General features: G+C 58.8%; 20 protein-coding genes. 7 read left to right on the top strand and 13 right to left on the bottom strand.

Annotation, left to right across the window (positions count from 1 at the left end; genetic code table 11):
- The first annotated feature begins 163 nt into the window (after window positions 1-163).
- The 3 genes from QFX16_RS23565 to QFX16_RS23555 are packed head-to-tail and all read left to right on the top strand — an operon-like array spanning window position 164 to window position 1,761.
- Window positions 164-598: an NUDIX hydrolase gene (locus tag QFX16_RS23565; protein WP_283181547.1), complete on the top strand. Its 435-nt coding sequence runs from the start codon at window positions 164-166 to the stop codon at window positions 596-598.
- A gap of 24 nt (window positions 599-622) precedes the next feature.
- Window positions 623-1,261, top strand: coding sequence for a LysE family translocator (locus QFX16_RS23560; protein WP_033057445.1), 639 nt, complete (start codon window positions 623-625; stop codon window positions 1,259-1,261).
- A gap of 2 nt (window positions 1,262-1,263) precedes the next feature.
- The gene (locus QFX16_RS23555; protein ID WP_283181546.1) at window positions 1,264-1,761 is read left to right on the top strand and encodes a GNAT family N-acetyltransferase; all 498 of its coding nucleotides are present in this window, start codon (window positions 1,264-1,266) and stop codon (window positions 1,759-1,761) included.
- A 120-nt stretch (window positions 1,762-1,881) separates the two neighbouring features.
- Here QFX16_RS23555 and metR read toward each other — a convergent pair whose 3' ends face one another.
- Window positions 1,882-2,799 carry a transcriptional regulator MetR gene (gene metR, locus QFX16_RS23550; RefSeq protein WP_131060908.1) on the bottom strand — a complete coding sequence of 306 codons (918 nt, stop codon included), beginning with the start codon at window positions 2,797-2,799 and terminating at the stop codon, window positions 1,882-1,884.
- 107 nt (window positions 2,800-2,906) lie between these two features.
- On the opposite strand from metR, the gene metE reads away from it, so the two are divergent.
- On the top strand, window positions 2,907-5,219 hold the full coding sequence (gene metE, locus QFX16_RS23545; protein WP_283181545.1) for a 5-methyltetrahydropteroyltriglutamate--homocysteine S-methyltransferase: 2,313 nt from the start codon (window positions 2,907-2,909) through the stop codon (window positions 5,217-5,219).
- 43 nt (window positions 5,220-5,262) lie between these two features.
- On the opposite strand, the gene QFX16_RS23540 is transcribed toward metE, so the two are convergent.
- Window positions 5,263-10,491 carry a dermonecrotic toxin domain-containing protein gene (locus tag QFX16_RS23540; RefSeq protein ID WP_283181544.1) on the bottom strand — a complete coding sequence of 1,743 codons (5,229 nt, stop codon included), beginning with the start codon at window positions 10,489-10,491 and terminating at the stop codon, window positions 5,263-5,265.
- Window positions 10,492-10,697: 206 nt separating this feature from the next.
- On the opposite strand from QFX16_RS23540, the gene QFX16_RS23535 reads away from it, so the two are divergent.
- Window positions 10,698-11,717 (top strand): alpha/beta fold hydrolase, encoded by a 1,020-nt coding sequence (locus QFX16_RS23535; RefSeq protein WP_283181543.1) that lies wholly within the window; start codon window positions 10,698-10,700, stop codon window positions 11,715-11,717.
- 101 nt (window positions 11,718-11,818) lie between these two features.
- Window positions 11,819-12,487 carry a DsbA family oxidoreductase gene (locus QFX16_RS23530; protein WP_283181542.1) on the top strand — a complete coding sequence of 223 codons (669 nt, stop codon included), beginning with the start codon at window positions 11,819-11,821 and terminating at the stop codon, window positions 12,485-12,487.
- 113 nt (window positions 12,488-12,600) lie between these two features.
- Here the strand turns inward: QFX16_RS23530 and QFX16_RS23525 are convergent, their stop codons facing one another.
- The 9 genes from QFX16_RS23525 to QFX16_RS23485 all read right to left on the bottom strand — a co-directional run bounded on the left by QFX16_RS23525 (window position 12,601) and on the right by QFX16_RS23485 (window position 21,830).
- Entirely contained in the window at window positions 12,601-12,936 is a 336-nt protein-coding gene (locus tag QFX16_RS23525; protein WP_283184624.1) for a GlpM family protein, read from the bottom strand.
- A gap of 8 nt (window positions 12,937-12,944) precedes the next feature.
- Window positions 12,945-14,273, bottom strand: a complete 1,329-nt coding sequence (gene aauR, locus QFX16_RS23520) for a two-component response regulator AauR (RefSeq protein ID WP_008155247.1) — start codon at window positions 14,271-14,273, stop codon at window positions 12,945-12,947.
- Window positions 14,270-16,171, bottom strand: a complete 1,902-nt coding sequence (gene aauS, locus QFX16_RS23515) for a two-component sensor histidine kinase AauS (RefSeq protein ID WP_283181541.1) — start codon at window positions 16,169-16,171, stop codon at window positions 14,270-14,272. Before aauS ends, aauR begins: the two co-directional genes overlap by 4 nt.
- Window positions 16,172-16,337: 166 nt before the next feature.
- Window positions 16,338-17,072 (bottom strand): amino acid ABC transporter ATP-binding protein, encoded by a 735-nt coding sequence (locus tag QFX16_RS23510; protein ID WP_129438052.1) that lies wholly within the window; start codon window positions 17,070-17,072, stop codon window positions 16,338-16,340.
- Window positions 17,069-17,740, bottom strand: a complete 672-nt coding sequence (locus tag QFX16_RS23505) for an amino acid ABC transporter permease (RefSeq protein ID WP_095132566.1) — start codon at window positions 17,738-17,740, stop codon at window positions 17,069-17,071. The genes QFX16_RS23510 and QFX16_RS23505 overlap by 4 nt, the downstream gene beginning before the upstream one ends.
- Window positions 17,740-18,486: an amino acid ABC transporter permease gene (locus QFX16_RS23500; RefSeq protein WP_283181540.1), complete on the bottom strand. Its 747-nt coding sequence runs from the start codon at window positions 18,484-18,486 to the stop codon at window positions 17,740-17,742. Before QFX16_RS23500 ends, QFX16_RS23505 begins: the two co-directional genes overlap by 1 nt.
- Window positions 18,487-18,836: 350 nt before the next feature.
- Entirely contained in the window at window positions 18,837-19,751 is a 915-nt protein-coding gene (locus QFX16_RS23495; protein ID WP_283181539.1) for a glutamate/aspartate ABC transporter substrate-binding protein, read from the bottom strand.
- A gap of 320 nt (window positions 19,752-20,071) precedes the next feature.
- A complete protein-coding gene (locus tag QFX16_RS23490) occupies window positions 20,072-20,482 on the bottom strand; it encodes a DUF4440 domain-containing protein (RefSeq protein WP_283181538.1) in 411 nt (136 codons plus the stop codon).
- Window positions 20,463-21,830, bottom strand: a complete 1,368-nt coding sequence (locus tag QFX16_RS23485) for an MFS transporter (protein ID WP_283181537.1) — start codon at window positions 21,828-21,830, stop codon at window positions 20,463-20,465. The genes QFX16_RS23490 and QFX16_RS23485 overlap by 20 nt, the downstream gene beginning before the upstream one ends.
- A 105-nt stretch (window positions 21,831-21,935) precedes the next feature.
- Here QFX16_RS23485 and QFX16_RS23480 point away from each other — a divergent pair, with 105 nt between their 5' ends.
- A complete protein-coding gene (locus tag QFX16_RS23480) occupies window positions 21,936-22,823 on the top strand; it encodes a LysR family transcriptional regulator (protein WP_283184623.1) in 888 nt (295 codons plus the stop codon).
- 62 nt (window positions 22,824-22,885) lie between these two features.
- On the opposite strand, the gene glpD is transcribed toward QFX16_RS23480, so the two are convergent.
- Both glpD and QFX16_RS23470 read right to left on the bottom strand, forming a co-directional pair.
- Window positions 22,886-24,424 carry a glycerol-3-phosphate dehydrogenase gene (glpD, locus tag QFX16_RS23475; protein WP_283181536.1) on the bottom strand — a complete coding sequence of 513 codons (1,539 nt, stop codon included), beginning with the start codon at window positions 24,422-24,424 and terminating at the stop codon, window positions 22,886-22,888.
- Window positions 24,425-24,720: 296 nt separating this feature from the next.
- Window positions 24,721-25,476 (bottom strand): DeoR/GlpR family transcriptional regulator, encoded by a 756-nt coding sequence (locus QFX16_RS23470; RefSeq protein ID WP_007916700.1) that lies wholly within the window; start codon window positions 25,474-25,476, stop codon window positions 24,721-24,723.
- Window positions 25,477-25,657 lie beyond the last annotated feature (181 nt).

Here is a 25,657-nt window from a genome sequence, read left to right as displayed (position 1 = left end):
CCTGCTCGCGATGAACGATGATGCGGTGTTCCTGAAAAACCGCGTCGTCTTCATCGCGAGCAGGCTCGCTCCCACAGAGGGCTTGGTAGATGCTGTTTTCGGGGTGACGAAGCGGCAGCGGCCATGTGATCCTTGCGCTTTTTTCCAAGGCCGATCCTGATCCATGATCCTTTCATCCGCTGCTTCGCCCCGTCTCATCCGCATCGCCGCCGCCCTGTTGATCGGCCCGGACGGTCGCACGCTGTTGGTTCGCAAGCGCGGCACCGAAGCGTTCATGCAGCCGGGGGGCAAGATCGAAGCCCATGAGCAACCGGTCCACGCGCTGGCCCGTGAACTGGAAGAAGAATTGGGGCTGGTCATCGATCCGGCACACGCCACTTATCTCGGGCAATTCTCGGCACCGGCCGCCAATGAGCCGGGTTTTACCGTCCAGGCCGAACTCTTTCAGCTGACCATCGATTCAGACGTTTCGCCTGCGGCGGAGATCGAAGAGGTGCGCTGGATCGACTCGGCCACCGACGGCAATGTCACGCTGGCGCCATTGACACGGGACCTGATCCTGCCGTTTTATCGTGCCTTGTTAACCGAAACTGCCTGATTATTCCCGGGCAAAGGACTGCCCATGATCCCGCTTCAAGACTTGCTGATTTTCGCCGCTGCCGCATTGCTGATGGTGCTGACGCCGGGGCCGAACATGATTTACCTGATCTCCCGTTCGATCTGCCAGGGGCGCAAGGCTGGCGTGACCTCGTTGCTCGGAGTGGTCGCGGGTTTTTTCGTGCACCTGTTCGCGGCTGCTGCCGGTTTGACCGCGGTGTTTCTGGCGGTGCCGATGGCCTACGAAGTGCTGAAGTGGGCTGGCGCGCTGTACCTGATGTGGTTGGCCTGGCAAGCCGTCAAACCGGGTGCGCGTTCACCGTTCGAGGCGCAGCAGTTGCCGCCGGACTCGTCGCGCAAACTGATCACAATGGGCTTTCTGACCAGCGCCCTGAACCCGAAGATCGCCGTGTTTTATCTGTCGGTGTTTCCGCAGTTCATTACGCCTGAGCATGGCTCGGTGTTCACTCAAAGCATCACGCTGGGTCTGACTCAGATCAGCGTCAGTTTCAGCGTCAATCTGCTGATCGCGCTGTTCGCCGCGGGCATCGCCTCCTGGTTCGTCAACAACCCGTCCTGGCTGGCGGTGCAGCGCTATTTCATGGGGTTCGTGCTGTCGGCGCTGGCGGTGCGACTGATGCTGGAACAACGACGGATGGCTTGAACATGTGGATTGAACGGCTTGATGCCAGTCATGCCCTGGACTATCGGGCGCTGATGCTCGAAGCCTATGACCTGCATCCCCAGGCGTTTACCTCCAGCGTGCGCGAACGCGCCGTGATGCCGCTGAGTTGGTGGGAATCACGTCTGGCCAGCAAGCTGGACGTGGTGTTCGGCGCGTTCGAAGACGGTGAGTTGGCGGGCATCGTCGGCTTGGCTTTCGAGCCTCGGGAAAAGGCCCGGCACAAGGCGACATTGTTTGGCATGTACGTGTCGGGCAAGGTCCGGCAACGCGGGTTCGGTTATCACCTGGTGCAGGCCGCCCTGGCTGAAGCGCAGGACCATAAAGGTCTGAGGTTGATCCAGCTGACCGTTACCGCCGGCAATGACGCCGCGTTCAACCTGTACCAGCGTTGCGGCTTCATCCAGTTTGGTCTTGAACCGCTGGCGGTGCGGGTGGGCGAAGACTACTTCGACAAAATCCACATGTGGCGCGAGCTCTAAAGATCACCGAAATCCCTGTGGGAGCGAGCCTGCTCGCGAATGCGATCTGTCTGCTACATCAATGCTGACTGACACTCCGCCATCGCGAGCAGGCTCGCTCCCACAGGGGTATGTGGTGTGTCAGCGAACGGCGCTGACGCCGTCGAGTGTCGAGAACGACGTGTCCTTGGCCGTCAGCAAAAAGTCGCGCATATACGGCGCATCCAGCATGTCGGCGCGAATCCCGGCGTACAGCGTCGCAAACAAACCTTTCTCGCCCAGCCGCTTGGCCTTCACATAACCCCGTGAGCTGTATTCATGCAGCGCCCAATGGGGCATGCCGCACACGCCGCGACCGCTGGCCACCAATTGCATCATCATCACTGTCAGTTCCGACGTGCGGACCTGAGCCGGTTCGATATCGGCCGGTTCCAGGAAACGGGTGAAGATGTCCAGTCGATCACGCTCCACCGGGTAGGTGATCAGCGTTTCGGTGAGCAAATCTTCCGGGACGATGTAGGCCTTGCTCGCCAAACGGTGCTGGTTGGCGACCGCGAGCATCGCTTCATAGGTGAACAACGGCACGTAAGTGATTCCGGCCAGTTCCAGCGGGTCGGAGGTCACCACCAAATCCAGATCGCCACGGGCCAGCGCCGGCAGCGGGGCGAAGGAGAACCCTGAGGCCAGGTCCAGTTCGACTTCCGGCCAGGCATCGCGGAACTGGTCGATGGTCGGCATCAGCCACTGAAAGCAACTGTGACACTCGATCGCCATGTGCAAACGCCCGGCAGTGCCACCGGCCAGCCGCGCGATATCGCGCTCGGCACCGCGCAGTAATGGCAAGGTCGCGTCGGCCAGTTGCAGCAGACGCAAACCGGCGCTGGTGAAACGCACCGGTTTGGTCTTGCGCACGAACAGCGGCATCCCCAGCCGTTCCTCAAGCTCCTTGAACTGATGGGATAGGGCCGACTGCGTCAGGTGCAAGCGGTCGGCCGCATCCACCAGGCTATCGGCTTCGCGCAAGGCGTGCAGGGTCTTCAGGTGACGGATTTCAAGCACTGGGGGCTCCATGAGGAAAACTTGTGATCAACACGAAAAGGTTGAGTTTGTCTCATGTTGGGTTGGCTGTCGACAATAGCGCCATCTTTTACAGGGAGAAATTCACCATGGCTCTGGCCCATACACTTGGTTTCCCACGCATCGGCGCGGACCGCGAACTGAAAAAAGCCCTCGAATCCTACTGGAAGGGCGATCTGGATCAGGACGCGCTGAAAAGCGTCGGCCGCCAATTGCGCGCCACCCACTGGCAATTGCAGAAAGACGCCGGCATCGACCTGCTGCCCGTGGGCGATTTCGCCTGGTACGACCAGGTCTTGACCCATTCCTTGACCTTCGGTGTGATCCCCGAGCGTTTCGACAGTGCCAAGGACTCGCGCGGCCTGCCGACCCTCGACACCCTGTTCGCCATGGCCCGTGGCGCCACGACTGCCTGCTGCGGCGGCGAACACAGCAAAGCGCAATACGCCCTGGAACTGACCAAGTGGTTCGACACCAACTACCACTACCTTGTCCCGGAGTTCACCGCTGACCAGCAGTTCAAGCTGAGCTGGGAACAGTTGTTCGACGAAGTCGACGAGGCGAAGGCCCTCGGCCACAACGTCAAACCGGTGATCATCGGCCCACTGACTTACCTGTGGCTGGGCAAAGCCAAAGGCAACGACTTCGACAAACTCGACCTGCTGGAACGCCTGCTGCCGATCTACGGCGAAATCCTCGGTCGCCTCGCCGCTCAAGGCGTTGAGTGGGTGCAGATCGACGAGCCGATCCTGACCCTTGACCTGCCACAGGCCTGGAAAAACGCTCTCGAACGCGCCTATCACATCCTTCAATACTCGCCGCTGAAAAAACTGGTGGCGACCTACTTCAGTGGACTGGAAGACAACCTCGGCCTGGCGGTCAGCCTGCCGGTGCAAGGCTTGCACATCGACGCCGTGCGCGCCCCGGATCAGCTCGGCCAAGTGCTGGACCGTCTGCCGACCTACAAGATTCTCTCGGTGGGCCTGGTGAACGGTCGCAACGTCTGGCGCTGCGAACTGGAGCAAGTGCTCGCTCAACTGCAGCCGGCCCAGGAACGCTTTGGCGACAACCTGTGGGTCAGCAGTTCCTGCTCGCTGCTGCACAGCCCGGTGGATCTGGATCGCGAAGACAAACTCGATCCGGAACTGAAAAGCTGGCTGGCGTTTGCCGTGCAGAAGTGCGGCGAAATCGCCGTGCTGCGCGATGCTCTGAACGACCCGCAATCTACCAAGGTGCAAGCCGCCCTCGCTGAGAGCCGTGCGATTCAAGCCAGCCGTGCCGAGTCACCGCGTATCCATAAAGCCGAGGTGCAGGCACGGATAAACGCCATCAGCGACAAGGACAGCCAACGCCACTCGCCGTTCACCAAACGCATCGAGCAGCAGCGTGCGCAGTTGAAACTGCCGGCATTCCCGACCACCACCATCGGTTCGTTCCCGCAGACCGGTTCGATCCGTCTGGCACGCCAGGCGTTCAAGCAAGGCAAACTGTCGGCCAACGACTACACCGACGCCATGCACAGCGAAATCCGCCACGCCGTGCAAGTCCAGGAACGCCTGGGGCTGGACGTGCTGGTACACGGTGAAGCCGAACGCAACGACATGGTCGAGTACTTCGCCGAGCAGCTGGACGGCTATCTGTTCACCCGGTTTGGTTGGGTGCAGAGCTACGGTTCGCGCTGCGTGAAACCGGCGATCATCTATGGCGACCTGAGCCGTCCGAACGCCATGACCGTCGACTGGATCACCTATGCCCAGAGCCTGACCGACAAGGTCATGAAAGGCATGCTCACCGGCCCCGTGACCATGCTGATGTGGTCGTTCCCGCGTGAAGACGTCTCGCGCAAAATTCAGGCGCAGCAACTCGCCCTGGCTTTGCGTGACGAAGTGGTGGACCTGGAAAGCGCCGGCATCAAGATCGTGCAGATCGACGAAGCCGCCTTCCGTGAAGGCTTGCCGCTGCGTCGGGCGCAATGGCAGGAATATCTGGATTGGGCGGTAGAAGCTTTCCGTTTGAGCGCCTCCGGTGTACGTGACGAAACCCAGATCCACACCCACATGTGCTACAGCGAATTCAACGATGTGATCGAGTCCATCGCGGCGATGGACGCCGATGTGATCACCATCGAAACCTCGCGTTCGGACATGGAATTGCTGGAGGCTTTCGAAGCGTTCGACTATCCGAACGACATCGGCCCGGGCGTCTACGACATCCACTCGCCACGGGTGCCGGACACGGCCGAAATGGTCAAGTTGATGAGCAAAGCCGTGAAGCGCATTCCAGCCGAGCGGTTGTGGGTCAATCCGGATTGCGGGTTGAAGACTCGGGCGTGGCCTGAGACTGAGGCGGCGTTGGTCAACATGGTGGCGGCGGCGCGGCAGTTGAGAAGCCAATTGGCATAAGGTAGCCAAAACGGGAGCGGACAAACCGCTCCCGTTTTGCGTTCTAAACCTGCTCGAAATGCTTGAGTGCCGCTGACTTCTTGCCGATATCGGCATAGGGAAGCGCGGCGTTATCGGCGTGGGTCAGAAATCGGTGTTCCGGCAGTTTCAGATGGGCCTTCTCGAACACATCGAAGGTGGGTGCTGCCTTGGCATAGTGGAAATGGGCATACCACAGCACCTTGGGAGGCGTTGCAGTCAAATCCCATACTTCGTATTCCTGCAGGTAATCGATTCGACCGTCAGGACGTTTGCCCAGGTTTTTCATTGGGCTCGTTTTGCGTATCTCCAATGCGTTGTGGCGGACCAGGTCATCGAGCATTCCATCGGTAGGTTTTTTAGTACTCAACGACTGCCGTGTGCGCATTTCACGTCCGGTGGTGGTGAGTTCGGTGGCCTTGTCGCGCAGTTGCTGGATGATGGCGTTCTGCGGAGCAATCTCTTCGATGTTGAGCGCGCGGCGGGTCAGCTCGCTGGCCTCGCTGACCATCATGTGTTCCAGATCGACCGGGAGCATGTCTTGAGCTGCGTAGGATTGAACCTTGGCCTTGTAAGACTGCTGTGATTGCAGTCGGCTCTGAGCATCCTCGACCAAAGATCCAAGGTCCCTTTGCACAGGGCGAATTGCCTGTTCCGGCGGGTTCAGCAGGCGAAACTTGCCATTTGAACCTTGTTCCCAAACCTCCTCAAATCCGCCCTGGCCTGTCAGGGAGTACTGGTGCTTTTGGGTCGTCGGTTCCCAGCGCTCCACCCCAATCAGCAATTGATCGTCTTCGGTGGTGAACACTTTTTTGCTGCGTTGCCCGGCAGGGGAAGGGGGAGTCGGCTGATCGATGGCCTTGCGCGCCCGTTCGGCCATTTTCTCGATACCCTCCAACAGTGGCGCGACGGCGTCCAGATGGAAGTGCTGTGGGTAGCTGGTGGTCCAGGCATTCATGTTGCGGCGAAACTCGCTGTAAAGATCGAGGCACTCCTGCAATATCCGGTTGCGCTGGGCTCTGGTGGCGGTGACTTCCGGCAGGCTGTATTGAGTGAACAAGGCGCGATCGACTTTGGCCCGCAGATTCTCTGCCTGTGCTTGCAGATAGAGCCAGGAGATATCTCGGGTTGTGTCAAAGCGTTTGACGATTTCCAGCAGGTGGCCGGTTCTCAAGTAGAGCAGATTGGCCTCGCTGAGCCTCCCGTTCAACATCATGACTTCGGAGGTCAGATGCGCCTTGTGGGTGCTGACTGTTATGCGCTCGTACCACACGTTGAGGTCGCGCATCGCAGCATCGATTTGCTCCAGTTCGCGCAGAAAGTCCACACGCACCAATCGGGTTTCTCGCAGCAGACGAAAGCGTTCGCTGAGCGCAGTGTTCGGCAGTGCGTCCAGGCGGTCGATAAGGTCGTCGATCCTGTCGATCAACGGATCGGCTCGGTGATTGGAAAAGAACACCCGACGCTTGTACCGATCGGCAATCAACAACGCGTCATGGCTTTGCGCGTCTCGCAGCACACGCCGTTTGTTGCCGTGGGTCAAGGGCAACAGGTCAACCAGTGTCTGGTAGTGTCTGCTGGCCAGTTCAATGTCGCCGATACACGCAGCTTCGGTAGCCGGCATCAGTGTCGGACGGTGTTCTACGGGGCTGGCATCGTACTGTTCAATGGCGGCGTTGGTACGCGCAACCCGGGTATCGAGTTGCGGGGCAAAGTCGTCTGCCGCTTCGGTCAATGCGTTCTGCCGGCGGAAAGCCTCATCGACCCACCATCGCGGCAGGCGTTCGCGAATGGCGGCCGGCCAGAGCGGATCAAGCGTATCTGCCAGATGCCCGAGCACACCGCCACCGCCGAGCCCACCCCCCTCGAAGGTCACCCCGTAGACACCGAAGTAAGTGTCCCAATGGCCTGCTTCATCAAGGCCGATGGGTTGTTTGTAGGTTTTTTGACGAGTGCCAGTCAGTCGCCAGTTTCGTGAGTCCGTGCTGCGTTCAACCTGAAAGATGCGTCCCTGGCGAACGATAAAGTCGCCGTCTGCGTGACGGTAGATATTGCGGTAGACCCCGTGGGTCGCCGGTTGCAGACCGGTCAGGGAGATCGGTTTTTCGTAATCGTAACCGGCGAAGCGATTGAAACCATGCCGCGCTTGACGCCTTGACATCCCTGACAGCGCACCCACGCTTTTGCCCAATGCTTCAGTTTGACGAATACGCGTCAGTGATCGAGCGCCCTTGGCTGACCTGGACCCCACGGAAGCGCCGGGAAGTATGTCCATGGCGGCATCGATCAGTGACAGCAGCACCGATTCAATCTCCGTCAGTCCATCGCCAATGTCGCCGCGCAACAGGGCCGCAACGGCTCGGTTGGCACTGGTCCAGGCATCGTAGAGGGCGATGGCCGAGCCGACAAAGGGCACCACGCCCAACGCCATCTTCATGTAATTGAACGCCCTCGGACCACTGAGCGCGTAGCGCTCCAGATACAAGGCATCGTTGGAACGGGAGGTTCCGCGATGCGCTTCGATCAGGCGTCCCATATGGGCATTGAGCAGATGGGCCGCCAGTGATGTTGTTTTCGGCCAAGGCACCCCGACGCCGATCATGGCGTCGAAGTGTTTAAGCACGGCCTGGTTGATACGGCTGATATGGGCCTGCACCTTGCCGTGCAAGGCTCGTCCTGCCAGGTAGCTGACCATCTCGCTGCGCAGGCACAGATTGAACAAGGCCCTGCGAGCGGCTTCCAGAGTGTTGTAGCGCCGCAAAAACTGACCGTCGGGGCTATCAGGTAGATAAAGCAGGGTCACCTTGCTGACTTGCTCTTCAATGAAGGTCACGCCAGACAAGGTGGTTGGCCCCTCGTTTTGCGTGTCCTTGCCCCCGGCGCTCAGGTACGCCGCCAGGAGCACGATGCGTTTGCCGTCCACGTTCCAGGCTTCTGGGGTATTGGCCTCAATGGCGATGTTCAATACCTGCCATTCGTTTTGATTGATCTGTTTTTGCAGGCGCGCGCATTTCCCCTGCAACTTGAGCATCAGGCGCCAGGGCTCGATCAGGCATTCGCGGCGATGCTCTTTCACGAACGCAGTCTCGCTGGCCGACCCCATGAATGCGCCGCGGATCAGTGTTTCGTACGCCTGAGGTAGATCAAGCTCGGGCAGGACCTTGCGCAGCCAGGGCAGGGTGATGCCGCTTGCCAATGTCCGGCGTTCGGTGGGGATCGCGGCTGTAACTTGCACCCGCATAAAGCCCAGTCGCAGCGAAAGAGGCTCCCGCTGCATCGATGGGGTGTTGTCGATGTTGAGCTGGGCGAGGTCTTCGAGTGACATTTTGTTGCGGGTCGTACTGGGAACCGCGACGAGTTTCTGCGGGGTTCCCGGGGCTGCGCCATCAACCAGTTGTTTTTGCAGAGTGACCGAGTCGGGCAGATCAAGGTGTACGTCAAAATGCCCCAGGAGCGAGAAGTCTTTTCGCAGGTGGGCATGCAAATGTTGACGGGTGAATTCGTCACGGGGCGCCAGGGCGATCTCCAGCTGTTCGTGGCTACGGCGCATCGCCAGGATGTAAGCCTCAACCAAAGTCTTGAGTTCAACGCGGTCGAACGCCGATAAATTGGCCAGCCACTCGGGCAGCAAGGAGAAGAGGGCAACGCTGCGGCTTTGTTCCAACAGGTGCGAAAAGGCAAGACTTCTAGCGGCCGGCACCGGGACTTGTAAGGTGGCCAACGTTTGTTTGCGTAGCTTTTCCAGTTCGCCTGCACGCTGTAGAGCCTGGGCTGCATCGGGATATTGCTGGCGTATTTGCGCTGCCTTTTCTTCGAAATGGGTCGTTTGTTTATTGAGGCTGTATTGCAGCGGGTCGGTATGAATGTTTTTCGGCTGCAACGCCAGAATCTTATCCTGGTCCTGAATCTTGAACACGTGCCGCTCAAGTTCTGTGCGGTTGGCGAACCGTTGCAAGCCGCCGCCGGTACCGGGCCAGTACAGCAAAAGGCTGTGTGGCGATGCGGCGTCGAGCGGCGCTCGGGTGATGACGAAGGGTCCGTTGAGCTCCTGGGTCAAGACGCCGACATTCGGTTCGGTCAGCGACAGTGTCAGGCTGGCCGCGGTGATGGTGGCATCGCGATCGGCAGCGAGCGGCGTGTCCAACACCGCTTTGAGCAGGCTTGATTCATCGCTGTTGACCTGTCTAAGGGCCAGTTGAAGCTGGGCCTCGGCACCCAGGCCATCCTTGTGCGCCTGATAGAGCGCGCTGAACTCGCGGTTGAGGGTCACAAAGTCGAAAGTGCGCGACCTGTAAAGCAGCGCGGATGCAGCTGTATCGGCGGCTTGCTCTGCCGTCTCGAGCGCCTTCAGTGCCTCTTTGAATTTCTGTTGGCGGTCGCTTTCGAGCTCATCTCCCAACAGCGTTTCGAGCGCATCGCGCTGCTTGTTCAGCGAGGCCTGCCGCTGGGGCCAGGGAATATCGGCAAACAGATTGTCGAATAACGGTTGCTCTTCATCATCAATGCCGTTGTCTGACGGCGGTTCCCCAAGGTCTGGTGGTGAGGCGAAAACGACTGCGTTTGCGTGCTGCGGGTGTAAAAGCAGTTCGGTGATGCCTGCCGTTAGCGGCTGGGAGTTCGCTGTGTATTCGAAGCGCAAGTCATCGTCGGGCAGGCCCTGCGGGATGAGCGCTTGTCGAGACAGCCAGTGCTCCATGTCGCTGCGCTGATTGAAGATCTGGATGGGAACAGGCCGGCAGGGCAGATACAGAAACTGCGCGACGGGCGCCCGATTCCCCACGCTGATGACCCAGGCGGCGGGGAGTTTTAGTGTGCCGCTGTCACTCAGGATCAGGGTCAGCTGCTCGGTATGGATGGGTTGATTGTCCAGGCTAAACCCTTCGACGGGAGGGTCGATGATCAACAGCAGCGGCTTCAACTGTTCGGCGCTCAGGGTTCTGCGAGCAAACGCCACTTGAGCGGTGGCCTCGAAATGGTTGCAGTACAACTGACCCGCCCGCTCGCGCCGCGACACCGGCGTGCCGGGGGCTCGAGCGTCCCAGTAGGCATTCCAGCGTTGGTTGAGCGATTGTTCAGTGCGGTGGTTTCTCTGCGGCGCGGCGGCGAATAACGCGTGCAATGCCTGGCTACTGTCGCGCCAGCGGGTCGAGGCGCTCAGCAACAGGCTTTCATCGGGGTTGTTCTTCAGGGGCGGATGGGCCGCCATCACGACCGGCGGGGAGACGGGCAGGGCGCTGAACGCTCTTTCATTCATGGCAACGTGGCTCTTGTGCAGGGGAGCGGCGTATCCGCTCTTGACGAGCGCCATTAAAAGAAACTCGCCACCGTCCATGGCACTACATAGTTATCGCATCGACCATTGGGCGATATTCACGAAACTGTCACGTAACTGTGGCAGCGCGCTTGAACAAACTTCATCAGACTCGCGCTCTACTGGAGTTCTGCGTTTCGGTGTTTTTCATGCGTGTTTTCTTTTTCCTGGCCGCGCTGTTGTTCGGCCTGCCGTCCTTGGCGGCGTCTCGTTGCGATATCAATGTTCCGACCGAACGGGTTGATCTGGCACAGGTGAGCCTGGCGTACCAGAGCATCGGCCGTGCCTCGGACCCAGCGTTGTTGCTGGTAATGGGCCTTGGCGGGCAGCTGATTCACTGGCCGGACGAGGTGGTGGTCGCGCTGTGTCAGCAGGGTTTTCGGGTGATTCGTTATGACAATCGCGATGTCGGCCTGTCGACCTGGCGGCAAGCGCCCGTCGATGCCAACCTGACCTTTGAAGTGCTGCGCTACAAACTCGGTTTGCCGGTGTCGGCGCCGTACACCCTGACCGATATGGCTGACGATGCTTTTGGATTGATGGATGCGTTGCACGTCGAGCAATTCCACGTGTTGGGCGCGAGCATGGGCGGGATGATCGCCCAGCACATGGCAGCGATGGCGCCGCAACGGGTCGAGAGCCTGACCCTGATCATGACCAGTTCCGGGGCCGAAGGCTTGCCGGCACCGAGTGCGGCGTTGGTACAACTGTTGTCGCGCCGTGGGGCGCCCAATCGCGAAGTAGCACTGGAGCAGCAAGCCGATTTGCTGGCGGCGCTGGGCAGCCCGACGGTGAGCGATGATCGGCAAGCACTACTGCATCAGGCGGCGCAGTCCTATGACAGGGCGTTCAATCCCGAGGGCGTGAAGCGCCAGATCATGGCGATCCTTGCCGAGCGCAGTCGTGTGTCACTGCTCAATCAACTGCGCGTTCCGACGCTGGTGGTTCACGGCACTGCTGATCCATTGCTGCCGGTGATGCACGGTGTGCACCTGGCGGCGCATATCCGCGGCAGTCAGTTGAAGCTGATTCCGGGGTTGGCCCATCGTTTCCAGGAGGCGTTCAAGGTGCCATTGCTGGCGGCGGTGTTGCCGTACTTGCAGGCCCACCGCGAAGACACCTCGCATTGGGCGCAGATTGATCCGGTGGCGAAACCAAATCTCCTGTAACCCCCAAATCCAAATGTGGGATCAATGGAGTGGCTGCCACCTCGGCCTCGTCGGGTGTATCGTTCGAGCTTTCCGGCGCGTTCCAGTCTGCGAGGTGTGTGATGAGTACCCCCCTGAAAATCGATTTCGTCAGCGACGTGTCCTGCCCCTGGTGCGTCGTCGGCCTCTACGGCCTGACCCGGGCTCTGGATTTGCTGGGCGACGAGGTACAGGCCGAGATCCGTTTCCAGCCGTTCGAACTGAACCCGAAGATGGGCCCGGAAGGACAGAACATCACTGAACACATCACCGAGAAGTACGGCTCGACGCCCGAGCAATCCCAGAAGAATCGCGAGATGATCCGCGCGCGCGGCGCCGAGGTCGGGTTTGCGTTTCGCACGGACGGCAACAGTCGCATCTACAACACCTTCGACGCCCACCGCTTGCTGTTCTGGGCGGGACTGGAAGGGTTGCAGTTCAATCTGAAAGAGGCGCTGTTCAAGGCGTATTTCACCGAGGGCGGCAATCCGTCCGACCATGGGCAGTTGGCGCAGATCGCCGAAAGCGTGGGGCTGGATCGGTCCCGAGCCGAGGCGATTTTGGCGTCGGACGAGTTCGCCAAAGAGGTTCTCGAAGAAGAGCAGTTGTGGCTGTCGCGAGGCGTCAGTTCGGTGCCGACCGTGGTGTTCAACGGACAATACGCCGTCACTGGCGGGCAGCCAGTGGAGACGTTTGTCGGGGCGATTCGGCAGATCATGAGTGAGGCGAAGGGTGGGACGGTTAACGGGTGAGGTTCTGTGGGATCGAACTCAGGCTTAGAAGCATGAAGATCGGCTCCCTTTCCCCCTCTCCCCCGTGGGGAGAGGGCTGGGGTGAGGGGTGGTACTAAAAGCGATCACATCAGTCAGCCGTGAAGACGAACCCAAACCGAAACCAACACCAACACCGTAGCCGCCATCAACCAAGCCACCGCCGCTACAGCGAGCGAAGCCTCCAACCGCATCCGGTCCACCATCACATACAACGTCGCCAGGTAGATGAAGTAAGGAATGATCGACCACATCCCAAACACGATGGTGGTCTTCAAGTCTTCCAGCGAACGGCTCTTGCCGACGATGTAATGAGCAATCAGCGCAAAGGTCGGAAACAGCGGCACCAATCCTGCGATGTAATAGTTTTTGGTCCGGGCCAACGCGGCGAGGATCACCACCACGGCCGCGCCCAGGGTTGCTTTGAGGATCAGGTCCATCAGTGGCTCAGCCCGTACTTCTTCACTTTGTCGAACAGCGTGGTCTTGGCCATCCCGAGTTCCAGACTGGCCTGGGTCAGATTGCCGCCACTGCGCTGCAAAGCGTCGCTCAGCAGGTTACGTTCAAAAGCTTCTACCGCTTCGGCGAAGGCCAGGCCCTGATTGCTACCGCTGGCGCCGGATTTCTTGAAGGCCGGCAGCCCGAGGGCAAAACGCTCGGCGACGTTGCGCAGTTCGCGCACGTTGCCCGGCCAGTCGTGGCTCATGAGATTCGACAGGGTCTGGTTGTCCAGGTCCGGCACCGCGCGGTCGAAGCGCAGGGACGACTGCTGCAGAAAGTGTTCGAACAGTTGCAGGATGTCTTCACGGCGTTCGCGCAGCGGCGGTAATTCAAGGGTCACCACGTTCAAGCGGTAATACAGGTCGCTGCGAAACTCGCCAGCCTTGCTCGACTCATCCAGATCAGACTTGGTCGCCGCGATCACCCGGCAATCCACCGCCACGCTCTGGTTCGACCCGAGGCGTTCGAGGGTGCGTTCCTGCAACACCCGCAGCAGTTTGATTTGCAGTGGCAGCGGCATGCTTTCCACTTCGTCGAGGAACAGCGTGCCGCCGTCGGCATGTTCGATCTTGCCGATTCGCCGCTTGCCGGCGCCGGTGAAGGCGTTGGCTTCATGGCCAAAAATTTCGCTTTCGAACAGGTTCTCCGGCAGACCACCGCAGTTCAGCGCGACGAACTGCTTGGTGTGCCGTCGACTGAAGTCGTGCAGGCAACGCGCAACCAGCTCTTTACCGGTGCCGGTCTCGCCTTCGATCAGCACGTTGGCCGAGGTATCGGCAACGTTGGCGATCAATTCCCGCAGGTTCTGCATGGCTGGCGAGCGGCCGATGATCCGGCCTTCGAGGGAATCCCGTTCCGCCAGTTGCCGACGTAACGAAGAGACTTCCCGCGCGAGGCTGCGTTGCTCCAGCGCACGGCGCGCCACATCGACCAGACGTTCGGGGGAGAAAGGTTTCTCCATGAAGTCATAGGCGCCTTTCTGCATCGCGCCGACGGCCATGGAGATGTCGCCGTGACCGGTAATCAACACCACCGGCAGGCTGCGGTCGCGGGCCTTGAGTCGGGTCAGCAATTCCAGACCGTCGATGCCCGGCAGGCGGATGTCGCTGATGACGATGCCGGCGAAGTTGTCACCGACCCGCTCCAGCGCTTCTTCGGCGCTGCCGACGCCCACGCAGGGAATGTCTTCCAGGGTCAGCGCCTGTTGGCAGCCGAGCAGCACATGGGGGTCGTCTTCGACGATCAGCACACTAAGGTCGTTGTTCATATTGGCTCGGCGTGAGTGGGGCTTACCAACGGTAAACTGAGGACGAAGGTGGTACCACCGCTGGCCGGGTGCTCGACACCCAGATGACCGCCGGTGGCGGCGGCCAGGCTGGCGGAAAGGGTCAGGCCGAGGCCCAGGCCCTGTTCACCAGGTTTGGTGGTGAAAAACGGTTCGAATAGATGTTTGCGTGCTTCGGCGTCGATGCCATGGCCGTTGTCGCGTACGCGAAGGCGATATTTACCATCGTACTCTTCGCCTTCGAGCCACAATTCCGGCAGCGGCTGTGCCTGCATGGCGTCGAGGGCGTTGCCGATCAGGTTGACCAGAATCTGCTCCAGGCGCGTCTGGTCGATCTGCACCTGCCGATCGGCGAAGTCTCGATGCAGCTGCAGATGAGCGCTTTCCACGCGACCACCGAGCAGCTGCAAGGCTGCATCCACCGCTTTGCCGAGGCTGCCCTGACCTTTGTCATCACCGCGGCGAGCGAACGAACGCAGGCTGGCGGTGATCCGGCCCATGCGGTCGATGAGTTCGTTGATGGTCTTGAGGTTGGTGCTGGCAACGTCCAGCTGACCGCGTTCCAGAAACCGCACGGTGTTGCCGGACAAGGTCCGCAGCGCCGCCAGTGGTTGGTTCAATTCGTGGGCGATGCTGGTGGACATCTGGCCGATGGCCGCGAGTTTACCGGCCTGCACCAGTTCATCCTGGGCGCGGCGTAGCGTCTCTTCGGCCAGACGCCGTTCGCGGATCTGTCCCTTGAGCCGTTCGTTGCTGGCGCGCAGATCAGTGGTGCGTTCGGTAATCCGACGCTCCAGTTGATTGTTGGCCTCCTGCAAGGCTTCCCGGGCGGCGAGGCGCGTTGCAATGACCTTGCGCCGCTCGTTCCAGGCGATCAGCAGGAACGCCACCAGGGCAAACGCCACCGCCACCAGAATCCCCTGATTGATCGCTTCGCGCCGCAAATCCTGCAGGGGGGTGAGCAGGGTGAAATTCCACGGGGTATCGCTCAATGGCCGGGTTTGCGAGAGGTAGCTGATGTCCTCTTCATCTGATTCCACTTCGCTGTTGGCGGGGAAGGTGAGTTTTTCCTCGCCTTCGGCCAGTTTTTCCCGGGCCAGCGGTTGCAGTTCGTTCAGCGGGAACCAGTAGTACTGAAGGCTGCGGGCCAGCTTTTCTTTCGTTTCGTCGCTCAACGGAATAACCGATTTCAGGCGCCGTGCCGGATCGCTGGAAAGAATGATGATGCCGTTTTCATCGCTGACGAAAGCTTCCAGCCGCGCGCGCTGCCAGCGTTCTTCCATGGCTTCGAGGCGGACCTTGACCACCGCGACGCCGATGATCTTGCCGTGCTCTTCCAGGCCATGAGCCAGGTAGTAACCGGGTTCGCCGCTGGTGCTGCCGATGCCATAGAAGCGCCCCGGCTGACCGCGAACGGCATTCTGGAAATAGGCGCGGAAGGACAGGTCTTCGCCCAGGTAACTGTCGACATCGCGCCAGTTACTGGTGGCCATGACACGGCCTGTGGTGTCCATCACATAGATAGCCCGACTGCGGCTGCGCCGGTTCAGGCCTTCGAGGTATTCATTGACCGTCTGCCGGTGTTCTGGCGACGGGTCGGCCAACAGCTTCGAAACGCTGGACTCGAGTTCCAGCAGGCTGGGCAGGTAGGTGTACTTGCTGATCTCGCTCTCGACAGCGCGGGCGTGCAGTTCCAGCTGACGCTGGCCGTTCTCGCTGAGGCTGCGAATCCCGTAGTGTTCACTGACCCAGAAACCGAGGTAACCCAATCCGATCATCAGGGCGATGACCAGCGGCGGCAGGAACAGATGGCGAATCAGACGGGGTTTCACGGCGAGTGATGGCGGCGCGGCGCGATAGAGAGTGGGGTCGCATTTCATCACAGATGCCTTGGGTCAACCACAACACTTACTTGTGAATCGCCGCCGGCCCATTGTGGGAGCGAGCCTGCTCGCGAAAGCGGTGGGTCAGTCAATGTCGATGTTGACTGTTAAGCCGTCTTCGCGAGCAGGCTCGCTCCCACAGGGGTGGAAGCGGTGGCAGGACTTAGTGCTGCAGAATCTTGGCGAGGAAATGCTGCGTACGCTCGGCGCGGGCGTTGATGTCGCCGAAGAACTCCTCTTTCATGCAGTCTTCGATGATCTTGCCCTGGTCCATGAAAATCACCCGGTCCGCCACTTTACGGGCGAAGCCCATTTCGTGGGTCACACACATCATGGTCATGCCTTCGTGGGCCAGTTGCACCATCACGTCGAGTACTTCGTTGACCATTTCAGGGTCCAGCGCCGAAGTCGGTTCGTCGAACAGCATGACGATCGGGTCCATCGCCAGCGCACGGGCAATCGCCACACGCTGTTGCTGACCACCGGAGAGCTGGCCCGGATGCTTATGCGCATGGGCAGACAGCCCGACGCGCTCAAGCAGTTGCAGGCCTTTCTTCGTGGCTTCTTCCTTGCTGCGGCCCAACACCTTGATCTGCGCGATGGTCAGGTTTTCGGTGATGGTCAGGTGCGGGAACAGTTCGAAATGCTGGAACACCATGCCAACGCGCGAACGCAGTTTCGGCAGGTTGGTCTTCGGATCGGCGATGGAGGTGCCATCGACCACTACGTCGCCTTTCTGGAACGGTTCCAGGGCGTTGACGCATTTGATCAGGGTGGATTTGCCGGAGCCGGACGGCCCGCACACCACAATCACTTCGCCTTTTTTGACCTCGGTGCTGCAGTCAGTCAGTACCTGGAAGTCGCCATACCACTTGTTGACATTCTTGATAGAGATCATACGGCAAACCTTTTTTGCAGACGCTTGACCAGCAGCGAGGCGGCAAAGCTGATTGTGAAGTACGTGAGACCTGCAAAGATCAGGAACTCGTTGGAGCGACCGATGATGTCGCCACTGGCACGCGAGGCATTGAGGAAGTCCACCAGACCGACCGCGTAGACCAGCGAGGTGTCCTGAAACAGGATAATGCTCTGTTGCAGCAGCAGCGGGGTCATCTTGCGGAACGCTTGCGGCAGGATGATTAACCGCATCATCTGGCTATACGTCATGCCCAAGGCTTGGGCTGCACCCATCTGACCCTTGGAGATCGACTGGACACCGGCCCGGACGATTTCGCAGAAGTACGCCGCTTCGAACATCATGAACGCCACGATGCACGAGGCGAACGCGCCGATCGGGGTGTCTTCGCCGGTGATCCAGCGCAGTACGAACGGCACCGCCAGGTAGAACCAGGTGATGACCAGCAGCAGCGGAATCGAGCGGAAGTAGTTAACGTAGGCGCCGGCAATGTTCGACAGCAATTTGCTGTGGGACAGACGCATCAGCGCCAGGATCGTGCCGAGGATGATCCCGCCGACGACGCCCAGCGCCATCAGTTGCAGGGTCATGACCATGCCGTTCCACAATCCCGGCAGGGACGGGATGATGCCCGAGAAGTCGAATTCCATCATTTACCCCCTACGGAGATCAGGCCCGGTACGGCGACTTTCTTCTCGACACCGCGCATCAGCAGCATCAGGCCCATGTTCAGGGTGAAGTAGATCAGCGTTGCCAGGGTGAAGGCTTCGAACAGGTTGGCGGAGAACTCGGCGGTCTGTTTGGTCTGCGCGAGCAACTCCATCAGGCCGATCAGCGACGCGACGGAGGAGTTCTTGAACACGTTCAGGAATTCCGAGGTGAGCGGCGGAATGATGATCCGATAGGCTTGGGGCAGCAGCACGTTCCAGTAGATCTGCGGCAGCTTGAAGCCCATGGCGCGAGCAGCGGCTTCCTGGCCACGCGGTAGCGCCTGGATGCCGGTGCGCACCTGTTCGCAAACACGAGCGGCGGTGAACAGGCCCAGGCAGACGACGACGCTCAGGTATGCCGAGGTGGTCGGATTGAGATCCTGCTTGTACCAGTCTTGCAGGTTCTGAGGTAGCAGATCGGGCACCAGGAAGTACCAGATGAACAGCTGAACCAGCAGCGGCACGTTACGGAAGAGTTCGACGTAGCAGGTCGCAATGCCCGACACGATGCGATTCGGCACGGTGCGCATGACGCCGAGAATCGAGCCCAGCGTCAGGGCAATGATCCAGGCCACGATGGCAATGGCGATGGTCCAGCCCAAACCGGAAATGTACCAGTCGAGATACGTCTCGCTGCCAACGCCGGTGGACTTGAAGAAAACGCCCCAGTCCCAGTTGTAATTCATTAGGGTCTCCCCTCAGATCGTTCGATATACAAATGCCCGCCTGGGGAAGCTCCGTTCCCGCCCGACCTAGGTGGTCTGTGTGGTCAGTTCTGTCAGCTCAACTCCGGCCCCGGAAGTCCATCTCCTGCGTTGCTGTTCCTCGCCATAGCGGGCTATGACTCGTCACAGCGCCTTGGATATGAACTTCCGGCACCGAATTTGAGCTAACGAACTGACCGTACAGACCACTACGGTCAGGCACACACGAGCGGCTCGACAGCCACCGGTTCGAGTGTTTCCAAAAATGCCAGCAGGGAATGACTATCCCCTGAAAGGGCAGCGCCCTGTCAGGAGATAAGGTTAGTCAGAAATCAGGATTTCTTGTCGTCAGCCGCTTTATCGGTCGGATTGGCGATCAGGGCCTTGAGCTCGTCGCTCATCGGGAACATCAGGTTCAGGCCTTTTGGCGGGATTGGCGCCATGAACCATTTTTCGTAGATCTTGTTGATCTCGCCGGACTTGTAGGTCGCAACGATCGCGTCATCCACAGCCTTCTTGAACGGTGCGTCACCCTTGCGGACCATGCAACCGTAGATTTCGTAGGACTGTGCAGTACCGGTTACGGCCCAGTCAGTCGGCTTCTTGGCCTTGGCCATTTCACCGGCCAGCAGGGCGTCGTCCATCATGAAAGCAACGGCACGGCCCGATTCCAGCATGTTGAAGGACTCGCCGTGGTCTTTGGCGGAGATCACGTTCATGCCCATCTGCTTGTCGGCGTTCATCGACTTGAGGATGCGCTCGGACGTGGTGCCGGCGGTGGTCACGACGTTCTTGCCTTTAAGGTCGGCGAAGTCTTTGTAGGGCGAATCTTTCTTGGCCAGCAGCTTGGTGCCGATTTCGAAGATGCCGACGGAGAAGTCAACTTGTTGCTGACGCTCGACGTTGTTGGTGGTGGAGCCGCACTCGACGTCCACGGTGCCGTTCTGCACCAGCGGGATACGGGTTTGCGAGGTCACCAGGTTGTACTTGACCTGGAGGTTCGGCATGTCCAGGTCTTTTTTGATGGCTTCAACGATTTTCAGCTGGATATCGTGGGAGTAGCCAACCGGTTTGCCAGAAGCGTCCGCGATGTAGGAAAACGGAATGGAAGCGTCACGATGCCCGAGGGTGATAACGCCGGACTCTTTGATCTTCTTCAGGGTGCCGGTGAGCTCGGCGGCGAAAACTGGAGTGCTGATCAGAGCGGCAGCAATGGCTGCGCCCAGGAGATGGGGAACGATGCGCATCAAATTTTCCTCGACATTGTTTTTATATGGAGCCAGTTCATCGGCCCTTTTCGTGCTTCGAATGCTTGCCGGCTCCTGAAGGGTTGGCACAGCGGTCATTCGTCCAAGAGTGTAGAGCATGACTCGTGCCAGGCTAGGCTGAATAGATCAAACTATTGATTTATAAGGGGATTAAATATTTATGGCGAGATTTTTGATGCTGGAGAATCCGGTTAACCGAATCGACCGACAGGTCGCGTTCGGAAAACCGAATGGAGTTTGCGGCCGCTAACGCCCTATTGGCCAGATAAGAGTCAGTGATCGTGCCGTTCATACGAGAATCAGCTTTCCTGGCTTAGCGGCGTTTCATGCAGGTAGGTCCATTGGGCGTTGTGGTGATGCATGCCAATGATCGCCACCGAAACCCGTGAGCTTTCGCGCTGGTTGAGGCGATGGGTTTCCTGGTAGCGGATCGCCACGCTGGCGCCTTCTTGCCATACCGTCTGCAGGTCGCTGATGACGATTTCCAGACCTGGCTTGGCGCCGACCGCACCCTTGAACATCTGTTCAACCATCGCCCGGCTGACGATGGCGGCCGAAGTGGTAACCATGGTGAAGTGCTCGGCGAATGCCGACATCAGCGGCTCGAAAGCGGCCTGCCCCTTACCGTTTGAATCGGTGAACAGGGTGTGGATCAACGCGTGCACGTGATGAATGCTGTGGTGCGCCTGTTCAACTATTTTGTTGTGCATGACAGTCCTTTTGAGTGTTCAACTGACTCAGTTGAAAGAGTGGAAACAGGCCCACCAGCGCGGCGATGGCGAAGGTCACGTGGTACGCCTGGGTGGTATCGAAATGCTTCAAGAGCAGGTTGAAAACCATCAGGAAGAGGGCAGCGCCGATGCTGAATGACATCTGTCGGTTGATGTTCCAGATGACACTGGCCTTGTGGGTGTCACTGCCCTCAAAGTCCATCAATGACGTGGTTTGTGCTGTGTTGGCACCGATGCCGCCGCCGATCCCCATCAAGCTGTAGGCGATGACAATCATCCAAAGGTCTGAGGGATTGTTCACCAGTAACAGGGTGGCAATGCCAGCGCTGTGTAACAGCATGCCCAGGGCAAACAGCCGCTTTGCGCCCATCCGGTTATAGACCCGGCCACAGATCAACATCGCGATGAACGCGCCGATGGCATACAGGATCATGAACATCCCTGTCAGTCGGGCGCTGAAGTGCAGGGTGTTTTGCAGGAAGAAGATGTTCATCAAGTTGACTCCGGTGAACACACCTGGAATCGCGTAATAGATAAAGATGGAGGTGCTGAGTTTTTTGCTTTTGAGCAGGCTCAGTTCAATGATCGGGTTTTTGCAGGTGCGGTAGTGCAGCCCGTATAGCACGACGAAAGTAACGCCGGCCATGACGAAGAGGGCGGCCACCCCTGCCGGAGCGTCGCCGCCATACAACGACATTCCCATCAGCAGGCTGCCGAGCGCCGCGCTAACCAGCAGCAAGCCCTTGATGTCGGGTCTGGGCAAACTCGTCGGGCGCGCTTCGTTGATCCAGAACCAGGACAACAATGCAGCGATCAGCGAGAACGGAATGTTGCTGTAGAAGACCCGGCGCCAGGAGCTGCTGTCGACGATGACGCCGCCGATGGTAGGTGAAATGGCGGGCGCTATCAGGGCAACGGCCATGACCAATGTGGATATTTTCGCCCGCTGCTCACCCTTGAACAGGTTGAACGTCAGCGCCTGGCCGACAGGAATCAACAGTCCGCCGCCAACGCCCTGGACGAAGCGCCAGATCACCAGTTCGTTGAAACTGTTGGCCAGCCCACACATCCACACGGAGCCTGTGAATACGATCATCGAGGCGGTGAGGATTTCCCGGCTGCCAAAACGACCGGCCAGCCAGGTGCTGACCGGGATGATCAGTGTCAGCCCCAGAATATAAGCGTTAGCCACCCAGGCAACGTCTGAAGTACTAACGTGCAGCGCCGTCGATATACTCGGTAATGCAACCGCCGACATAAAGATGTTAATGCAGTCTATAAAAAAACCGATCAGGAATATTAGTGCAACTTTGTAGCGATAGGTCATGTTGTTTCCCCTTTGCCGCAAAGCATAGGGGCGGTGGACTTGAACTGTCGATACGACTATCCTTGAAACAATGTTTGACGGGATTTAACAGTGAGCCATATTGCTATGCACACTCATCTTAATCGGGTCCAGACATTCCTGGCCGTGGTCGATTTTGGTTCTTACACCAAGGCTGCCAATTACCTGAGCATCAGCAAAGCCATGGCCAGCCTGCATGTCAAGGCGCTAGAGGACGTGCTGTCAGCGACGTTGTTGATTCGAAATACCCGAAATATATCCCTCACCGAAATCGGTCAGGATTTTTATGAAGAGTTCAAAGGTATTGTCGCGGATATCGATAATGCTTTTGGTAATGTATTGAAAGGACATAATAGGGTGTCCGGTAAATTGCGGTTGAGTTCCACCAGTGAATACGGTGAAGCGTATATTCTCCCGCTGATCCCGCAATTTATAGAGCGCTACCCGGAAATAAAACTCAGTTATAACTTTAATTCGTCACTCAATGATCTGGTGGCAGAAAAGTTAGACTTGGTTATCCGTCTTGGAAACTTGGCGGACTCGGCTTTCAAGAGCCGTAAACTGGCGGATTATGAGATTGTCCTGGTGGCTACCAAGACGTTCCTTGCGCGTCACCCAGTGCAAAAACCTCAGGACCTGAATGCGGTGCCGTGGATTGCCAATAGCAACCTGCAGGCGCCCACTCAGTGGACGCTGCGCCATCCGCAAATGGGTGATGTCGAGATCAATGGGATCAATCAGTTTGAATCCAATTCTTCCACGGCCATCCGTTCCATGACGTTGTCGTCGCTAGGTGTTTCGGTGCTGCCCTCCTGGGTGGTCAAGGACGACATCGCCAGCGAGCGGCTGATCCGGTTGTTACCCGACTATTCGCTGCCCTCGCAGTCCGTCAACGTGGTGTTTCCCAACAGCCCGCATTTGCCCCACAAATCGAGGGCGTTCATTGATTTCCTGTTGCTGCATCTGGCGCAGTAAGCGCCTACAAAAAAGCCCCTGAATCGTGAGATTCAGGGGCTTGGCTTTAACCGGATTGCCGATCAGGCCGCTTCGATCTTGCTGCGGTTCTGTTCGACCTTGTTCAGGTAATCCTTGAGCTTTTCCTGTTCCGCCGGAGTAGTGAACAGCCCCAGCTTGCTGCGACGCCACAGAATGTCGTGCGCGGTGGTCGCCCACTCTTCGCTGCACAGGTAATCGACTTCACGGGTGTAGAGCCCGCCGCCGATGTGTTCGCCCATATCGCCGAGATTCTGCACGCTTTCCAGCATGCGCCAGGTGCGGCTGCCGTAGGTGGTGGCCCAGCGGCGGGCAATTTCGGTCGGCACCCAGTCGAATTTGTCACGGATCAAGGCGCACAAGGCTTGCGGGGTGGTCATGTCTTCACCGCCCGGCAGGGTAGCGCTGGCGGTCCAGCTCGGCTTGATGTCCTTGAAGTACGGAGCCAGTTGCGCCAGCGCCGACTCGGCCAGTTTGCGGTAGGTGGTCAGCTTGCCGCCGAACACCGATAACAGCGGCGCTTCTTCGCCGGTGCCCGACAGTGCCAAGGTGTAGTCGCGGGTAACGGCCGACGGGTTGTCGGATTCGTCGTTGCACAGTGGGCGAACACCGGAATAGCTGTGCAGGATGTCGTCGCGGCTGATGCGTTTCTTGAAATGGGAGTTGACCACTTTCAACAGGTAATCGGTTTCGCCTTCAGTGATCGCAACTGCAGCCGGATCGCCGGTGTACTCGCGGTCGGTGGTGCCGATCAGGGTGAAGTGGTTCAGGTACGGAATGGTGAACACGATGCGTTGATCTTCGTTTTGCAGAATGTGCGCGTGTTCGCCTTCGTACAGCTTCGGAACGATCAGATGACTGCCCTGAATCAGGCGGATGCCGTACGGCGATTCCATCTTCAGGTCGTCACGAATGAACTTGGCGACCCATGGGCCTGCGGCGTTTACCAGCGCCTTGGCGCGGATCGAAAACAGACTGCCATCGGCGCGCTCCAGATGCAGGTGCCACATGCCCTTGGTGCGACGGGCGCTGACGCAGCGAGTCTGGGTGTGAACGTGGGCACCTTTTTCGCGGGCGGCCATGGCGTTCAGCACCACCAGACGAGCATCGTCGACCCAGCAATCCGAGTATTCGAAGCCTTTGGTGATTTCGCTTTTAAGCGGGCTGTCCGGGCCGAACTTCAGGCTTTTCGAGCCTTCGAGTTTTTCCCGTTTACCGAGGTTGTCATAAAGGAACAGACCGGCGCGGATCATCCAGGCCGGACGCAGGTGTGGGCGATGCGGCAGCACGAAGCGCATCTGCTTGACGATGTGCGGGGCCTTGGCCAGCAGCACTTCGCGTTCGGCCAGGGCTTCGCGCACCAAGCGGAATTCGTAATGTTCAAGGTAGCGCAAGCCGCCGTGGATCAGCTTGCTGCTGGCTGACGAGGTGTGGCTGGCCAGGTCATCCTTTTCGCAAAGAAACACCGAAAGACCGCGACCGGCGGCATCCGCTGCGATCCCCACGCCATTGATCCCGCCACCGATGACGGCGATATCGTAGATCTCAGCGAGAGGGGGCGTAGGCAAGGTAGAAGTGGGCATCGGCTAGCCTCGGGCTTTTATGATTTTCTGTATTGGAATTCGAACATTAATGTTCATTTGCGAAAATGGTAGCCCATAAAGTCGCCCACAGCCAGTTAACTTCGATTGAAAATACTGATCGAAGGGCTGTTAAAGGAAAATTTTCGAACATTTAGATGTGCGGTAAGCCGCAGAAGGTGTGTTGCATGGGCGATCGTATTCGCGAGCAAGCCCGCTCCCACAAGGATTGCGCTGAACCTGTGGGAGCGGGCTTGCTCGCGAAGGCGCCAGTACAGGCACCAAATATGTCGGGGGGGTTAGACGACTTCCAACCGAATCTTGTGCTGACTCAGCAACTGCGCCAACGCCGGCACAGGCTGCTGGTCGGTCACCAGGCAATCAATCAAACTGATCGGCCCCAGACGAATCATGGCGTTGCGCCCGAATTTGCTGGAGTCAGCCGCGAGGATGACCTGTCGGGCATTGGCGATGATCGCCTGGGACACCCGAACTTCCTGATAGTCGAAGTCCAGCAGACTGCCGTCTTCATCGATACCGCTGATGCCGACCAGGGCGAAATCAACCTTGAACTGGTTAATGAAGTCGACACTGGCCTGACCGACCACGCCACCGTCACGCCGCACGTTGCCACCAGTCAGCAGAACGTCGAAGTCGTCCTTGGCGCTGAGCATCGAGGCTACATGCAGGTTATTGGTGATGATCTTCAGGTGATTGTGATTGAGCAACGCCCGGGCGATGGATTCGGTGGTGGTGCCGATATTGATGAACAGCGAGGCGTGATCGGGGATTTGAGCCGCAATGGCTTCACCGATACGCTGCTTTTCATCGCGCATCTGATCGGCACGCATGGCGTAGGCGGTGTTTTCGACGCTGGAATCGTAGGCTGCGCCGCCGTGGTAGCGACGCAACAAATTAGCTTCCGCGAGCTGATTGATATCGCGGCGGATGGTTTGCGGTGTAACGACGAACAGCGTAGCCATTTCCTCGATGCTGACATAGCCGCGTTCGCGGACCAGTTCGAGGATTTGCTGCTGACGGGGAGGCAGATTCATGGGGCTTCCTTTGGGCTGCCGTGCAAAATTCGCCCATGATGACGCAGGAATCTGCTCCCGACCAGTTTCCAAACAACGTGAAAACTACTGCGCTCGGAAATACTGCGTTAAAAACAGGCTCGGACGCTCATTTACAACCTCGTAAAGTCGGGTGCGACCCCAGCCGGTCCTCGCCTGTTTT

The sequence above is a fragment of the Pseudomonas svalbardensis genome, assembly GCF_030053115.1.
GTDB classification, from domain to species: Bacteria; Pseudomonadota; Gammaproteobacteria; order Pseudomonadales; family Pseudomonadaceae; genus Aquipseudomonas; species Aquipseudomonas svalbardensis.
The sequence above is the reverse complement of the archived record's forward strand: the minus strand, read 5'-3'. Positions and strand labels throughout refer to the sequence as shown.

Coding starts and splice junctions, on each gene's coding strand:
- QFX16_RS23565 (WP_283181547.1), top strand. CDS start 164: ATGATCCTTTCATCCGCTGCTTCGCCCCGTCTCATCCGCATCGCCGCC.
- QFX16_RS23560 (WP_033057445.1), top strand. CDS start 623: ATGATCCCGCTTCAAGACTTGCTGATTTTCGCCGCTGCCGCATTGCTG.
- QFX16_RS23555 (WP_283181546.1), top strand. CDS start 1,264: ATGTGGATTGAACGGCTTGATGCCAGTCATGCCCTGGACTATCGGGCG.
- metE (WP_283181545.1), top strand. CDS start 2,907: ATGGCTCTGGCCCATACACTTGGTTTCCCACGCATCGGCGCGGACCGC.
- QFX16_RS23540 (WP_283181544.1), bottom strand. CDS start 10,491: ATGAATGAAAGAGCGTTCAGCGCCCTGCCCGTCTCCCCGCCGGTCGTG.
- QFX16_RS23535 (WP_283181543.1), top strand. CDS start 10,698: ATGCGTGTTTTCTTTTTCCTGGCCGCGCTGTTGTTCGGCCTGCCGTCC.
- QFX16_RS23530 (WP_283181542.1), top strand. CDS start 11,819: ATGAGTACCCCCCTGAAAATCGATTTCGTCAGCGACGTGTCCTGCCCC.
- aauR (WP_008155247.1), bottom strand. CDS start 14,273: ATGAACAACGACCTTAGTGTGCTGATCGTCGAAGACGACCCCCATGTG.
- aauS (WP_283181541.1), bottom strand. CDS start 16,171: ATGAAATGCGACCCCACTCTCTATCGCGCCGCGCCGCCATCACTCGCC.
- QFX16_RS23510 (WP_129438052.1), bottom strand. CDS start 17,072: ATGATCTCTATCAAGAATGTCAACAAGTGGTATGGCGACTTCCAGGTA.
- QFX16_RS23505 (WP_095132566.1), bottom strand. CDS start 17,740: ATGGAATTCGACTTCTCGGGCATCATCCCGTCCCTGCCGGGATTGTGG.
- QFX16_RS23500 (WP_283181540.1), bottom strand. CDS start 18,486: ATGAATTACAACTGGGACTGGGGCGTTTTCTTCAAGTCCACCGGCGTT.
- QFX16_RS23495 (WP_283181539.1), bottom strand. CDS start 19,751: ATGCGCATCGTTCCCCATCTCCTGGGCGCAGCCATTGCTGCCGCTCTG.
- QFX16_RS23490 (WP_283181538.1), bottom strand. CDS start 20,482: ATGCACAACAAAATAGTTGAACAGGCGCACCACAGCATTCATCACGTG.
- QFX16_RS23485 (WP_283181537.1), bottom strand. CDS start 21,830: ATGACCTATCGCTACAAAGTTGCACTAATATTCCTGATCGGTTTTTTT.
- QFX16_RS23480 (WP_283184623.1), top strand. CDS start 21,936: ATGCACACTCATCTTAATCGGGTCCAGACATTCCTGGCCGTGGTCGAT.
- glpD (WP_283181536.1), bottom strand. CDS start 24,424: ATGCCCACTTCTACCTTGCCTACGCCCCCTCTCGCTGAGATCTACGAT.
- QFX16_RS23470 (WP_007916700.1), bottom strand. CDS start 25,476: ATGAATCTGCCTCCCCGTCAGCAGCAAATCCTCGAACTGGTCCGCGAA.